The organism is Deinococcus aerolatus (genome assembly GCF_014647055.1).
In the GTDB taxonomy this organism is placed as follows: domain Bacteria; phylum Deinococcota; class Deinococci; order Deinococcales; family Deinococcaceae; genus Deinococcus; species Deinococcus aerolatus.
In genome coordinates this window covers 113,102-126,972 of sequence record NZ_BMOL01000009.1, presented here as the reverse complement: position 1 = coordinate 126,972, position 13,871 = coordinate 113,102, and the positions used below count along the sequence as shown (strand labels likewise).

Sequence of the window (13,871 nt, the reverse complement as noted above, 5' to 3'; positions counted from 1 at the left end):
CACAGGAGACTGGCATGACACCGACGGGCAGAGCACCGACTTCACGAACAGTCCAGACCTCGCGCCTCCAGACCGCTGTGCTGGAGCGCCCTGCCGTGGGGGTGGCACGGCGTCGGCTGCTGCTGGTTCACGGCAACGTGTCCGACAGTGAGTTCTTCCGTGACCTGATGGGCTCTTTACCGGAGGACATCCACGTCGTTGCCCCTGATCTGCGCGGCTACGGCGACAGCGAGGCGAAGCCCATCGACGCCACGCGCGGTCTGAACGACTGGGCAGACGATCTGCTGGCGCTGCTGGACGCGCTGGAGTGGCAAGGCGCGCACCTGCTGGGCTGGAGCATGGGCGGCGGGGTGGTCATGCAGGTGGCGCTGAGCGCGCCGCAGCGGGTGAGGTCGCTGACGCTGGTGGCTCCGGTCAGTCCGTACGGCTTCGGCGGCACGCACGGCGCCGGCGGCACGCCCAACACACCGGATTTTGCAGGGTCCGGCGGCGGCACCGTGAACGCGGCCTTTGTTCCGTTGATTGCCGCCGGGGACCGCTCGGACGCGGCAGGCAGCCCCCGTGACGTGATGCGGAAGTTCTACTTCAACGCCGCGCAGTTTCAGCCGGACCCTGAGACGGAAGAGGCGTGGGTGACGTCCATGCTGAAGACCCGTACCGGCGACAGCTACTACCCCGGCGACATGACGCCCAGCGAGAACTGGCCGAATGTCGCGCCGGGGACGGCTGGCGTGGCGAACGCCTTCAGTTCCAGGTACATGAATCTGTCGGCCTTCGCGCAGCTGACGCCGCCCCCGCCCGTGCTGTGGGTGCGCGGGGACGCCGACGCCATCGTGGGGGACACCAGCCTGTTTGATCTGGCCCAGCTGGGTGCCCTGGGCGCGGTGCCCGGCTGGCCCGGCGCGGAGGCCTGCCCGCCCCAGCCGATGGTCACGCAGATGCGAACCGTGCTGGAACGCGGCGAGGCCAGCGGCGGTCAGTGGCGTGAGCTGGTGCTGCCCGGCGTGGGCCACTCACCCTTCATTGAGGCGCCGGACACGTTCAGGGCGGCGCTGCTGGAGCATCTGGATCGCACCTGAACATCTCGGTCACAAAAAAACCTACTGGGCCTAGAAAGCCGGGCCAATCGAACTGCCAACCCTACGGAGCCCCAATGGACCTGTTTCTACAAACCCTTCTCAATGGCCTGCTGCAAAGCGGGATCTACGCGCTGGTGGCCTCCGGGCTGGCGCTGGCGGTGGGCGTGGTGGGCATCGTCAACTTCGCGCACGGCGAGTTCCTGATGATCGGGGCCTTCATGGCCTGGGCAGCCAGCGCCTTTCTGGGCGTTGACCCGCTGCTGTCGTTGCCCATCGTGGCGGTGGCGGTGTTCGGCGTGGGCGCCCTGACCTACCGCGTCAGTATCCGGCATGTGCTGCTGGCCCCGGAACTTAACCAGATGCTGCTGACCTTCGGGCTGGGCATCCTGTTGCAGAACCTCGCGCTGATGCTGCTGGGCGGCAACACCCGCACCGTCACCACGCCGTACCAGGCCAGCAGCCTGAGCATCGGCGAGCTGAGCATCGGCGGCCCCAAGGCGATTGCCTTCGGACTGGCCGCCGCGCTGCTGGGGGCGCTGTACTTCACGCTGTACCGCACGGTGCTGGGCCGCCAGATGCGGGCCGTGGCGCAGAACCGCCGGGGCGCGCAACTGATCGGCATTCCGGTGGACCGGGTGTACCTGATCGCCTTCGGCGTGTCGTGCGGGCTGGCGGCGGTGGCGGGCGTGCTGGTCAGCGTGCTGCTGTTCGCTTCGCCCACCGTGGGGCTGGTCTTCGCGTTGAAGGCCTTTGCTATCATCGTGATGGCGGGGCTGGGCAACCTGACCGGCGTGTTGTGGGCCTCGGTGATTCTGGGCCTGTCGGAAGCGCTGGTGCAGACCTACGTGCCGGGCGGCGGCGGCTGGAGCGACGCCGTGTTCTTCCTGATGATCTTCGGGACGCTGGTGCTGCGCTCGTTCAGGAAGGCCGCATGAGGGCGGACCGCATCAAGACGCCCGCCTCCAAACGGCAGGCCGCCCGCAAGCCCGACATCACCGGCATGGCGCTGATTCCGCTGGCCATCTTCTTCGTGGTGGCGCTGGCCTTCCCCTTCCTGCCGCTGGGAGACCGAAGTGCGTTCCTGCTGCAGATCGGCTTCTTCACGCTGGTGGCCGGGATCATGGCGCTGTCGTGGGATATCCTGGCGCGCAGCGGGCAGGTCAGTCTGGCGCACGCGGCGTTTTACGGGCTGGGTGCCTACGGCTACGCGCTGCTGCTCAAAACCGGGCTGGCGTGGCCGCTGGCGATGCCCCTGGCGGCGCTGGGCGCGGGCGTGATCAGTCTGGTGCTGGGTGCGGTGACCATGCGCCTGAGCGGCATGTACTTTGCCATCGCCACCCTGGCCTTTACCGAGGTCGTGCGGACCGTGATCCAGAACCTGCCGGAGAGCGTGGCGGGCGGCGCGAACGGTCTGCTGGTGCCGGCGCTGCTGGGTGGCAACCCGCGCGGGCAGTACCTGCTGGCGCTGGCGCTGCTGGCGCTGACCGCCGGGGTCAGTCTGGCGGTGCGCACCGGCCGCCTGCACCACGCCTTTGCCGCCATACGGCAGGGCGAGGAAACCGCGCGGGTGCTGGGCGTGTCTACCGTGCGCTACAAGCTGGCCGCCTTTTTCATCTCCAGCGTGCTGGCGGCGCTGGCGGGGGTGCTGTACGCGGGCAAGACCTTTTTCATCAGCCCGCTGGACACCTTCAGCCTCGCCAACTCCATCGCGCCGCTGACCACCAGCATCTTCGGCGGGCTGTACACCACGCTGGGGCCGATCCTGGGTGCCACCGTGCTGCGGGTGGCCGAGGAAGCGCTGCATAACGTCGTCAAGAACGGGTATCTGGTGGTCTACGGGCTGGTGCTGATGCTCAGCATCCTGTGGTTGCCGCGCGGGCTGATGGGCCTGTTTCGGCGCGGACGGCATGGGGGTGACCTGTGAGCACTCCTCCCCAGATTGTCCTGCGGGCCGATGGCCTGAGCAAGCGTTTTGGTGGCCTCCAGGCGGTCCAGAACGTGACGTTCGATCATTACGACGGCGAGATCCTGGCGGTCATCGGGCCGAACGGGGCGGGCAAGACCACCCTGCTGAACCTGCTGTCGGGGGTGTACCGGCCCAGCACGGGGCGGCTGGAACTGCTGGGCCAGGACATCACGCACGCGCCGATGGAGCACCGCTGCCACGCCGGGCTGGGCCGCGCCTTCCAAGTGGTGCGCCCCTTCCCTGAGATGACCGTCCACGAGAACGTGACGGTGGGGGCACTGTTCGGGCAACCCGGCACCACGTTGCCGCAGGCCCGTGAACGTGCCTATGACCTGCTGGAACGCACCGGACTGGCCGATCAGGCCGCCCGCGCCGCCCACGAACTGACACTACTGCAGGACAAGCGCATGGAAATTGCCCGTGCCCTGGCCACCAATCCCCGCGTCCTGCTGCTGGACGAGGTAATGGCCGGCCTGCGCCCCGCCGAGGCCGCCGAGGCCGTGGAGCTGGTGCGGGGGGTGCGGGCTGACGGCGTCAGCGTGCTGTTTATCGAGCACATCATGCCAGTGGTGCGCGATCTGGCGGACCGTGTGGTGGTCATGGACCAGGGGCAGGTGATCGCGCAGGGCACCTACCGCGAGGTCACGGCCCACCCGCAGGTGGTGGCCGCGTACCTGGGCACGGAAGAGGGGCTGGGAGCATGACGGTAGAAAGTGAGCTGTTGGTCAGAAGGTCTGAACGGCTGGACTCTGCGGGGGTGGCCCCATGACCGCCTTTCGGGGCCAGGAACTGGTGATCGAGAACCTCGCCGCAGGCTACGGCAAGATTCAGGTGCTGTGGGACGTCAGCGTGCGCGTCGGGCCGGGCGAGTTCGTCGCCATGATCGGGGCAAACGGCGCTGGCAAGACCACCACCCTGCGGGCGGTCAGCGGAGTGGTGAAGGCCAGTGGCGGCAGCATTCGCCTGGGCGGCCACGACATCACCCGCGCCACGCCGTCGCAGATTGTGGGGCTCGGGCTGGGCCACGTACCGGAGGGCCGGGAGCTGTTCGGCCTGATGACCGTGCGCGAGAACCTGGAACTGGGCGCGGCCATGCGGCCTGAGGCCCGCGCCAGGCAGGCGCAGACGCTGGAGCACGTCTACTCGCTGTTTCCCCGGCTGGCCGAGCGGGCCGGGCAACTGGCCGGCACCCTGTCGGGCGGCGAGCAGCAGATGGTGGCGGTGGGCCGCGCCCTGATGGGCTGTCCCAGCGTGCTGGTGGTGGACGAGCCCAGCCTGGGGCTGTCGCCGCTGATGACCCAGACGGTGTTCGGGGCGCTGAAGGCGGTTCATGCCGAGGGCGTCAGCGTGCTGCTGGTGGAGCAGAACGTGGGCCTGAGCCTCAAGCTGGCGCAGCGGGCCTACGTGCTGGAAAACGGCGAGGTGGTCAAGGAGGGGACCGGCGCGGCCCTGCTGGCCGATCCGGGGGTGCGGGAAGCGTATCTGGCGCTGTAACGCTCAGAAGAGCTGACCGTCCGGATATGAACTTCCGGACGGTCAGCTTCTTTTGGCTGCCTCGCCTGCGTGGGCACAGGTCTGACCATTCCCATCCGGTGATGACGTTGACGCCACCCCAGCCGACTGCGGGGCGGCGTTGCTGGGCTCGGCTGGTGGGTGCGAAGCAGGATGGGGAAGACGGGCCACCTGTCCTGTCGCCCGCCCCCTGGCCTCAGCCCCGGCTCAGCGTGGCGTGGCCCACTTGATCAGTCCGGCTTCCAGTTCATTGCTCAGGCCGCCGATCTCGGGAATCATTCGCACGCCCACCGAGTACAGGCCGCTTTCTTCCAGCGGCACCTCGGCGCTGAAGGTGCCGTCGCCCCGGCTCTCGAGCGCAAAGCGCGTCAGGTGTCCGGCGCGGTTCAGCACCGCCTCCACGCGCAGTTCGTCCAGGCTGATGCCCGCCGGATTGACCTGGGCGCTGATGGGCGCGGTCTGGCCGGGGTGACAGGTGGCCGGCAGGTCGGCGTGGGCGCTGAGACTGGTGTAGGGCCACTGCTGGCGCACCCAGGTCTTCCACCCAGCGATGACGCGGGCCTGGGCACTGCCTTCGGCGGCCACCTCCTGACCCCGCACGCCCAGCGGCAGGTAGTACTGCTGCACGTAGTCAATGACCTGACGCTGCATGGAAAAGCGCGGGCTGACCGTCTCGATGGACTGGCGCACCGAGTAGGCCCATGAATCCGCTCCGGTGGCCCCGCCGTAGTAGCGCGGCGTGATCTCGTCTTCCAGCGTCTGGTACAGGCTGTAGGCGTCGGCGTCGTCCTGCACATTCAGGTCTGCGTACTCGCGTTCCTCGCCGATGGGCCAGCCGTTGGTGCCGTCGTAGCCCTCGCGCCACCAGCCGTCCAGCACGCTGAAATTGGGGCTGCCGTTGAAGCTGGCCTTCATGCCGCTGGTCCCCGACGCCTCCAGCGGGCGGCGTGGGTTGTTGAGCCAGATGTCCACGCCCTGCACCAGATGGCGGGCCACGTTCATGTCGTAGTTTTCCAGAATGACGATCTTTCCCCGGAATTCGGGTTCCTGCGACATCTTGTAGATTTCCTGAATAAAGGCCTTGCCGGGGTTGTCGGCGGGGTGCGCCTTGCCCGCGAAGACGAACTGCACCGGGCGGTCCGGATCGTTGACAATGCGGGCCAGCCGCTCGCGGTCCCGGAACAGCAGCGTGGCGCGCTTGTAGGTCGCAAATCGCCGTGCAAAGCCGATGGTCAGGGTGTTCTCGTCCATCAGCGTCTCGGTGCCGGCCACGTCGGCGGCACTCGCCCCGTTGCGCAGCATCTGCTCGCGCATCCGCAGGCGGATAAATGCGATCATCTCGCGCTTGGTTTCCAGCTGCACGTTGCTCAGCTGGGCGTCGCTGAGCTTCTCGACGGCCTTCCACATGGCCGCGTCCTCCAGCCGCTCGGTCCAGTCTTTCGGCAGCACCGACGACAGTAGGTCCCGCATGGCCTGACTGGTAAAGGTCAGGTTGTGCGCGCCGTTGGTGACGTGGCCGATCGGCACCTCCTCGGCCTCCGCGCCGGGGTACAGGAATTTCCACATGTCGCGGCTGACCTCGCCGTGCAGTTCCGAGACGCCGTTGGCCGCGCGGCTCATGCGCAGGGCGAACACAGTCATGGAGAACGCGGGCACCGTCTGGCCGTCCCAGTTCTGATCGTGGCGGGCCAGTTCGTACAGTTCGTGGCGGGCCACCGACAGCAGTTCCGGCCACTCGCCCAGATAGCGGTCCATCAGGTCATAGGTAAAGGCGTCGTTGCCGGCGGCAACCGGGGTGTGCGTGGTGAACAGGGTGGAGCTGGCCACCGTTTCCAGCGCGGTGCGGAAGTCCAGCCCCGCCTCCACGCACTCGCGGACACGCTCCAGGCCCAGCAGGGCGGCGTGGCCCTCGTTCATGTGATACACGGCGGCCGGGACCTCCAGCGCCCGCAGCGCTCGCACCCCGGCCACGCCCAGCAGCACGTACTGCTGCACCCGCAGTTCCTGGTTGCCGCCGTACAGCCGGGCCGTCAGCTTGCGGTCCTCCTCGCTGTTCTCAGGGACGTTGGTGTCCAGCAGCAGCACCCGGATGCGCCCGATGGTCAGGTTCCACACGCGCACCTGAATGTCGCGGTGGCCGATGCGCACCGACACCCGCGCTTCCTGGCCGTCCGGCGTGCGGGCCGGAGTGATGGGCAGGGTGGTCAGGTCCAGCTCGTCGTAGGCCTCGTTCTGCCAGCCGTCCCGGTCGAACAGTTGCCGGAAGTAGCCCTGATGGAACAGCATGCCCACGGCGGTAAACGGCAACCCCAGGTCAGAGGCACTCTTGCAGTGGTCCCCGGCCAGCACGCCCAGGCCGCCGCTGTAGATGGGCAGCGACTCGTGAAAGCCGTACTCCATGCTGAAGTAGGCCACCGGCTGCATGCCGGGCGCGTTCTGGCTGGCCCAGGTCTTTTTCTTGTTCATGTAGGCGTCGAAGTCGGCCATGACCCTCTTGTAGCGGGCGAGGTACCCCGTGTCAGCAGCCACCTTGTCCAGCCGGGCCTGCGGCACCTCCAGCAGGGTTCGCACCGGATTCTGCTGGAAGCGCTCCCATATCTGCGAATCCAGTTCCTGATACAGCGCCTGTGCGTGTGGGGTCCAGGACCAGTAGAGGTTGTAGGCCAGCTCCGAGAGCCGCGAGATGGAGGGCGGCAGCTGGGGCAGCACCGTGACTTTGCCAATGACGTTCATACAACCTGAGCTTATCCCACAGGCGCTACCGCAGACCACGCTGTGGACACTGTCAATTCTGGTTGTCCAGACAGAAGTTCGGAGACTGATGGCCGCGGCCCCAGCCGCAGTAGTGCCGGTGCAGGACGCCTGCCGCCTCACCGAGCAGTCTCCCGGCACAGTTCGGTCTGTGGCGCTACCCTCTGACCGTGAGTGGAGCAGACCCGCAGACAGACCCCAAGACCCAGGCCCTGATGGACGAGGGAGACCGGCTGGCCCGTCACCTGGCGCAGACGCTGGACGCTGGCCTGCATGATCAGCCGCGCCTGATTTTCCTGGGCCGCAGCCTGGCCTTGAATCTGGTGCGTGCCTTTTTGCCCACCGTGGAACACGTCACAGGCCGGGCCGGGACACCGCTACACGCTGTCCTTGACCTGGACGAGCGCGGGCGAGTGGTGGTCGAGACGGTCACGGCGCACGGTGAACGGCTGGGTACGCTGCCGGTGGACGATCTGCTGCGCGATCTGCTGTTCGTGCGCGGCGGCCTGAATCCGGTGGTGCGGACCCACCTGCAGGACGCGGTGGGCGGCGACGAGCATCACGCCACCCGCGCCCTGGTGGCCTGCCTGAAAAGCCGCCCGGTGCTGGACGCAATGGGCCGGCAGATTCGCGTGTGGATGAAGGAAGAAAAGCTGCGCTGAACCCTGGCGGCGCACCCTCCCGTGCCATTATGCCCAGAGTAGAATTGCCCCCATGACCTCTCCCGCCCCTGAAGGCACCGCGACGGGCCAGCCCGCACCCGGTGCGCCCACACCAGATACCCTGGTGCTGATCGACGGACACGCGCTGGCGTTCCGCTCGTATTTCGCGCTGCCGCCGCTGAGCAACTCCCGGGGCGAGGCCACCAACGCCATCGTCGGCTTTCTGCGCCTGACGCTGCGGCTGGCCCGGCAGCGCAGCAACCAGATCATCGTGGTGTTCGATCCGCCGGTCAAGACCTTCCGGCACGAGCAGTTCGACGGGTACAAGTCGGGCCGCGCCGAGATGCCCAGCGACCTGCCGGGCCAGATCAACCGCATCCGCGAGATCGTGGACGCGGTTGGCTTTCCGAGGCTGGAGGAACCCGGCTACGAGGCCGACGACGTGATCGCCTCGCTGACCCGCAAGGCCGAGGGCAACGGGATGCAGGTCCGGATTGTGACCAGTGACCGCGACGCGTACCAGCTGCTGGATGACCACGTGCGCGTCATCACCAACGATTTCCGCCTGATCGGCCCGGACGAGGTACTGGAAAAATACGGCGTGACTGTGCGCCAGTGGGTGGATTACCGCGCCCTGACGGGAGACGCCAGCGACAACATCCCCGGCGCCAAGGGTATCGGCCCCAAGACCGCCTCCAAGCTGCTGCAGGACTACGGCACGCTGGAAAAGATCTACGAGGCGGCCCACGCCGGAACGCTGGAGCCGAAAGGCACCCGTGAGAAGCTGCTGGCCAGCGAGGAGAATGTGGGTTTCAGCCACCGCCTGTCGTGCATGGTCACGGACCTGCCGCTGGACGTGGAATTTGGCACTGGCCGCCTGCCGGGCAACCCCGCACGGCTGGCCGAACTGGTGGACGAGTTGGAACTGCATGCCATCGGGCGCGACATTGCCGGGCTGGACGGAAAGGAACCAGTGATTCCCGACACCGACCTGCAGCCGGACGATGAGGCCGCCGAACCCGCCGCCGCGTTTGATCCTCCCCGCACCGAGGCGTGGCGCACCCCGAGGGAGGGCGTGGTCTGGGGCTACGTTCTGTCACGCGAGGATGACCTGACGGCGGCGCTGACCGGGGCCGCCACCTTCGAGCCCACGAAAGACGGGGCCGGCATCACCCGCGAGGCCCCCGCCCACGAGCCGGAGGAGTGGAAGAAGGCGGAGGCCGCCGAGCCCGCACCGAACCTGTTCGATGCCGCCGGACCCACCACCAAGAAGGAGCAGAAAGCCGCCGAGAAGGCGCTCAGAGACGCCGAGAAGGCCCTGGCCAAACTGCGCACCCAGCATCCCGCCACCGTGAACGACACCGAATTCGCGGGTCGGCAACGGGTCAACGCGGCGGGTGCCAAGGCCCTGGCGGCCCACCTGAGCGTGCGCGGCACGGTGGTGGAGCCCGGCGAGGACCCGCTGCTGATGGCGTACCTGCTGGACCCCGCCAACATGAACATGGCGCTGGTGACCAGGCGCTACCTGAACATGGCCTGGCCGGACGACGCCGCCGGACGCGCGGCCATCACGGCGCGGTTACTGACGGACCTGCCCCCGCAACTGGACGAGGCCCGCACCCGACTGTATGAGGAGATGGAAAAGCCCCTGGCCGCGGTCCTGACCCGCATGGAGGTGCGTGGCGTGCGGCTGGACTCCGCGTACCTGCGTGGGCTGGCCGCCTCCACAGCGGCCCGGTTGCAGACGCTGGAGGCCGAGATTCACACGCACGCCGGGCGCGAATTCTCGATCCGCAGCCCGCAGCAGCTGGAAACAGTGCTGTACGACGAACTGGGGCTGGCGAGCGGCAAGAAGACCAAGCTGACCGGCAAACGCAGCACGGCAGTCAGCGCCCTGGAACCGCTGCGGGGCGAGCACCCGGTGATCCCGTTGCTGCTGGAATACCGTGAGCTGGACAAGTTGCGCGGCACGTACCTCGATCCGCTGCCCAACCTGGTCAACCCGCACACGAACCGCCTGCACACCACCTTCGCGCAGACGGCGGTGGCCACCGGACGCCTGAGCAGCCTGAATCCCAACCTCCAGAACATCCCCATCCGCTCGCAGGTGGGGCGCGAGATTCGCAAGGGCTTTATCGCCGACTCGGGCTTTTGCCTGATCGCCGCCGACTACTCGCAGATCGAGCTGCGGCTGCTGGCCCACATCTCCGCCGATCCGCTGATGCAGCGGGCCTTTCAGGAGGGCGCGGACATTCACCGCCGCACCGCCGCGCAGGTGCTGGGGCTGGACGAGGGCGGCATCACCCCCGATCAGCGCCGCGCCGCCAAGACCGTTAACTTTGGCGTGCTGTACGGCATGAGTGCCCACCGTCTCAGCAATGACCTGGGGATTCCCTACGCGGAGGCGGCCTCGTTCATCGAGATCTACTTCAGCACCTATCCGGGCATTCGCAAATACATCGATGAGACGCTGGAGTTTGGCCGCACGCACGGCTACGTGGAAACCATGTATGGCCGCCGCCGCTACGTTCCCGAACTGACCGCCACGAACCGCAACGTGCGAGAGGCCGGCGAGCGGCTGGCCTACAACATGCCCATCCAGGGCACGGCATCGGACATCATCAAACTTGCGATGGTGAAGCTGGACAGGGAACTGGACGCGCTGGGCGCCCGTCTGCTGCTGCAGGTGCACGACGAACTGCTGATCGAGGCGCCCGAGGACCGCGCCGACGAGGTGGCGCAGGTCACCCGCCAGATCATGGAGGGCGCGGCGCAGCTGAGCGTGCCGCTGGCGGTGGAAGCCGGGGTGGGGCCGAACTGGTACGACACGAAGTAGGCGGCGGCCGCCTGGCCGGTGAACCTTTCCGTCTGCCCGCCCGTATTCCCACCATGAGAAACGGGCCGTGTTTCAGGCGCTGATCGGGTGGGTGTCCACGACCAGCGTGACCCTCAGTGAGATGTACGGGGTCAACCCGCTGGTGTTTGGCGTGCTGTACTTCGGAACCATGCCTCTGTTCGCGCTGTCGGTGGCGTGGTGGGTCCGGCGCTGGCGGCGCGGTGAGTCCACCCTTTTCCCGGCTGCCGTGACAGGCCTGCTGTTCATCGCTGCCTACCTGTACGTGCTGGTGACCGGACGCAACCTGCCGGTGTGGGTTTACCTGTTCATGGCTGCCATGCTGACCCTGGGCGGCGTCTCTACCTGGCGGCAGCTGAGGAGGGGCCGGGCGTCCGCGCCACCCTGACCCGGCTCCACGCCACTGCACTAGCGGCCGAAGAAGGTCTGCGCCAGCAAAAAGACGTTCAGGCTGATGATCAGTGCCGTGATGCCCCAGCCCACCCACTTCCAGAAGGTGTTGATCACGAATTCGCCCATCTTGACCGGGTCGCTGCTGAACATCATCAGCGGCACCACGGCGAACGACAGTTGCAGTGACAGGATCACCTGCGACAGGATCAGCAGTTGTCCGGTGCTGCCCTCGCCGTAGATCTGGATGACGATCACGGTGGGAATGACGGCCAGCAGCCGCGTGATCAGGCGGCGCAGCCACGGCTTCAGGCGAATGTTGACGAAGCCTTCCATGACGATCTGCCCGGTCAGGGTGCCGGTCAGGGTGCTGTTCTGGCCCGAGGCCAGCAGCGCCACGGCAAACAGGATGCTGGCCGCCCCCACCCCCAGCAGCGGCGAGAGCAGCTTGTAGGCATCCTGAATTTCGGCGATGTCGGTGCGGCCCGCGAAGTGAAAGGCCGCCGCAGCCAGAACCAGAATCGAGGCGTTGATGAAAAAGGCGAAGGTCAGCGCGATGGTCGAATCGATGGTGAAAAACCGGATGGCCTCGCGTTTGCCCTCCGGCGTGCGGTTGTAGCCGCGTGTGTTGACGATGGCTGAATGCAGGTACAGGTTGTGGGGCATGACTGTGGCCCCCAGGATGCCGATGCCTAGGTACAGCACGCCGGAATCGAGCAACTGGCGTGACGGCACAAGGCCCGCCAGCAGGGGCGCAAGTTCGGGCCGTGAAAAGACCATCTCGAAGATAAAGGCCACGGCGATGGTGGCGATCAGGGTGATGACCAGCGCCTCAATGTACCGGAAACCGCGCTGTTGCAGCATCAGAATCAGCAGCACGTCGGCCACGGTGATGATCACGCCGATCAGCAGCGGGATGCCGAACAGCAGATTCAGCGCGATGGCGGTGCCGATCACCTCGGCCAGATCGGTGGCGATGATGGCGATCTCGGCGGAAAGCCACAGGAACATGGCGGCAGGCCGGCTGAAGTGGTCCCGGCAGGCCTGCGCCAGATCGCGCCCGGTGGCAACGCCCAGCCGCGCCGTCAGGGCCTGCAGGTAAATCGCCATCAGGCTGGAGATCAGCACCATGCTCAGCAGCGTGTAGCCGTAGGCGCTGCCCCCGGCGATGGACGTGGCCCAGTTGCCGGGATCCATGTAGCCCACCGCCACCAGTGCCCCCGGTCCCAGAAAGGCCAGGAAGCGCCGCCACGGCGGCTTGCTGTAGTCCACCTTGATGCGCGTGACATCGCTCAGCGATTCGCTGAGGTTTTCCTGCCGCCAGCCCTTTTCGCCGGTCACTCCACCAGTCCAGGGCCGAGCCAGAGGGGCCGGGCGCCCACGCTGCTGTTGCAGGGGTGAACGGGCGCAGACGTGTGAACTTCAAAAAGCATGGCGTACTTTAGGCCCGCCTAAATGAAATCGCAAGCGCTTGCTTGTGTTGATGGTGACTTCTTAAAGCGATTCGTCCGGCTTTGGCCCTCACCGCTGATGTTATTCGTTTTAAGCGGACCATTGGCAGAGTTTCTGGAGCGCTTTGGCCAGAGGCTCGGGCAAAGCAGCGGGGTGGCCGCCAGCCGCCCATCGCCTAAGCTGAGGGCATGGCGATCAAAGCGGTGTACTGGGATATCGGCGGCGTGCTGCTCACCAACGGCTGGGACCGCGAGCAGCGGGCGGACGTGCTGAAGCGTTTCGGCCTGAACACTGGCGAGTTCACCGAGCGCCACAGGCTGGCCGCGCCGGAGCTGGAACTGGGCCGCATGACCCTGGCCGAGTACCTGGACCAGACCCTGTTCTACACCCCGCGCGAGTTCACGCCTGACGAGTTCCGCGCAGCGATGGAGGCCGAAAGCCAGCCGCACGCCGACACGCTGGCGCTGGCCCGCGAACTGTCCGGGCGCTGGCGCATGTACGCCCTGAACAACGAGGGCCATGACCTGAACCACCACCGTATCCAGACCTTTGGCCTGCACGACTGCCTGCTGGCGTTCTTTTCCTCGTGCTACCTGGGCGTTATGAAGCCCAACCCGGCCATCTACCGCATGGGCCTGCACCTTGCCAACGTGCGCCCTGACGAGGCCGTGATGATCGACGACCGCCCGCAGAACGCCGAGGCCGCCCGATCCGTGGGCATGAACGCCGTGCACTACAGGAACGCCGCGCAGCTCTGGGAGGAACTGGCGGCGCTGGGGGTGACCTGAGCTGGTGGGGCGTTCAGACCTTCACGAATTCCTGCACGCCCATCACAAACATCACGGCCCCGCCCACCGGCACCTCCACCGGATCGCTGACCAGCCCCTCGTTCTGCTCGCCCATCGGGACGCTGGGGGCCACCAGACGGCTGCGGGTGCGGCAGGTCTGACGCACGAAGCGTTTCAGATCCTCCATTCGCTCGTCGGACACGCCGATCATCAGGGTGGTGTTGCCCTCGCGCAGAAAGCCGCCGGTGCTGGCAAGTTTAGTGACCTCGAAGGCATTTTCCGAGAGAACGCGGATCAGCGCCGTGGCGTCTGCGTCCTGAATGACTGCGAGTACAAGCTTCATGCGGGGCAGTTTAGCAAATGTGTTGTGGCGAACGGTCAGGGCGGGCTATAAGCGCTCGCCATGGGAAGGTACAG

At 66.8% G+C, this 13,871-nt stretch carries 12 protein-coding genes; 9 read left to right on the top strand and 3 right to left on the bottom strand.

All coding sequences use genetic code 11. The annotated features are described in order from the left end of the window. Window positions 1-14 precede the first annotated feature (14 nt). The 5 genes from IEY31_RS10915 (at window position 15) to IEY31_RS10895 (ending at window position 4,539) form a co-directional block, all read left to right on the top strand. Window positions 15-1,079: an alpha/beta fold hydrolase gene (locus tag IEY31_RS10915; RefSeq protein WP_188971834.1), complete on the top strand. Its 1,065-nt coding sequence runs from the start codon at window positions 15-17 to the stop codon at window positions 1,077-1,079. Window positions 1,080-1,153: 74 nt separating this feature from the next. Beyond that, window positions 1,154-2,014, top strand: a complete 861-nt coding sequence (locus IEY31_RS10910) for a branched-chain amino acid ABC transporter permease (protein WP_188971832.1) — start codon at window positions 1,154-1,156, stop codon at window positions 2,012-2,014. Then, entirely contained in the window at window positions 2,011-3,003 is a 993-nt protein-coding gene (locus IEY31_RS10905; RefSeq protein ID WP_188971830.1) for a branched-chain amino acid ABC transporter permease, read from the top strand. Before IEY31_RS10910 ends, IEY31_RS10905 begins: the two co-directional genes overlap by 4 nt. After that, entirely contained in the window at window positions 3,000-3,749 is a 750-nt protein-coding gene (locus IEY31_RS10900; protein WP_188971828.1) for an ABC transporter ATP-binding protein, read from the top strand. Before IEY31_RS10905 ends, IEY31_RS10900 begins: the two co-directional genes overlap by 4 nt. A 61-nt stretch (window positions 3,750-3,810) precedes the next feature. After that, window positions 3,811-4,539, top strand: a complete 729-nt coding sequence (locus IEY31_RS10895) for an ABC transporter ATP-binding protein (RefSeq protein ID WP_188971826.1) — start codon at window positions 3,811-3,813, stop codon at window positions 4,537-4,539. A 225-nt stretch (window positions 4,540-4,764) separates the two neighbouring features. On the opposite strand, the gene glgP is transcribed toward IEY31_RS10895, so the two are convergent. Then, a complete protein-coding gene (glgP, locus tag IEY31_RS10890; RefSeq protein ID WP_188971824.1) occupies window positions 4,765-7,290 on the bottom strand; it encodes an alpha-glucan family phosphorylase in 2,526 nt (841 codons plus the stop codon). A gap of 188 nt (window positions 7,291-7,478) precedes the next feature. Between glgP and IEY31_RS10885 the strand changes: the two genes are divergently transcribed. The 3 genes from IEY31_RS10885 to IEY31_RS10875 all read left to right on the top strand — a co-directional run bounded on the left by IEY31_RS10885 (window position 7,479) and on the right by IEY31_RS10875 (window position 11,212). Beyond that, the gene (locus tag IEY31_RS10885; protein WP_229723495.1) at window positions 7,479-7,970 is read left to right on the top strand and encodes a hypothetical protein; all 492 of its coding nucleotides are present in this window, start codon (window positions 7,479-7,481) and stop codon (window positions 7,968-7,970) included. 52 nt (window positions 7,971-8,022) lie between these two features. Continuing rightward, the gene (gene polA, locus IEY31_RS10880) at window positions 8,023-10,806 is read left to right on the top strand and encodes a DNA polymerase I (protein WP_188971822.1); all 2,784 of its coding nucleotides are present in this window, start codon (window positions 8,023-8,025) and stop codon (window positions 10,804-10,806) included. Window positions 10,807-10,873: 67 nt separating this feature from the next. Beyond that, on the top strand, window positions 10,874-11,212 hold the full coding sequence (locus IEY31_RS10875; protein WP_188971820.1) for a hypothetical protein: 339 nt from the start codon (window positions 10,874-10,876) through the stop codon (window positions 11,210-11,212). 20 nt (window positions 11,213-11,232) lie between these two features. On the opposite strand, the gene IEY31_RS10870 is transcribed toward IEY31_RS10875, so the two are convergent. Beyond that, window positions 11,233-12,555, bottom strand: a complete 1,323-nt coding sequence (locus IEY31_RS10870; protein WP_229723494.1) for an Nramp family divalent metal transporter — start codon at window positions 12,553-12,555, stop codon at window positions 11,233-11,235. A 299-nt stretch (window positions 12,556-12,854) separates the two neighbouring features. Here IEY31_RS10870 and IEY31_RS10865 point away from each other — a divergent pair, with 299 nt between their 5' ends. Next, complete coding sequence (locus IEY31_RS10865; RefSeq protein WP_188971818.1) at window positions 12,855-13,454, top strand: HAD family hydrolase; 600 nt, start codon at window positions 12,855-12,857, stop codon at window positions 13,452-13,454. A gap of 13 nt (window positions 13,455-13,467) precedes the next feature. Here IEY31_RS10865 and IEY31_RS10860 read toward each other — a convergent pair whose 3' ends face one another. Continuing rightward, window positions 13,468-13,797 carry a cyclic-di-AMP receptor gene (locus tag IEY31_RS10860; protein WP_188971816.1) on the bottom strand — a complete coding sequence of 110 codons (330 nt, stop codon included), beginning with the start codon at window positions 13,795-13,797 and terminating at the stop codon, window positions 13,468-13,470. Between the last annotated feature and the right edge of the window lie 74 nt (window positions 13,798-13,871).

What these genes read in the sequence shown, in the direction of transcription:
- IEY31_RS10915 (WP_188971834.1), top strand. Translation starts at nt 15, where the DNA reads ATGACACCGACGGGCAGAGCACCGACTTCACGAACAGTCCAGACCTCG.
- IEY31_RS10910 (WP_188971832.1), top strand. Translation starts at nt 1,154, where the DNA reads ATGGACCTGTTTCTACAAACCCTTCTCAATGGCCTGCTGCAAAGCGGG.
- IEY31_RS10905 (WP_188971830.1), top strand. Translation starts at nt 2,011, where the DNA reads ATGAGGGCGGACCGCATCAAGACGCCCGCCTCCAAACGGCAGGCCGCC.
- IEY31_RS10895 (WP_188971826.1), top strand. Translation starts at nt 3,811, where the DNA reads ATGACCGCCTTTCGGGGCCAGGAACTGGTGATCGAGAACCTCGCCGCA.
- glgP (WP_188971824.1), bottom strand. Translation starts at nt 7,290, where the DNA reads ATGAACGTCATTGGCAAAGTCACGGTGCTGCCCCAGCTGCCGCCCTCC.
- polA (WP_188971822.1), top strand. Translation starts at nt 8,023, where the DNA reads ATGACCTCTCCCGCCCCTGAAGGCACCGCGACGGGCCAGCCCGCACCC.
- IEY31_RS10865 (WP_188971818.1), top strand. Translation starts at nt 12,855, where the DNA reads ATGGCGATCAAAGCGGTGTACTGGGATATCGGCGGCGTGCTGCTCACC.
- IEY31_RS10860 (WP_188971816.1), bottom strand. Translation starts at nt 13,797, where the DNA reads ATGAAGCTTGTACTCGCAGTCATTCAGGACGCAGACGCCACGGCGCTG.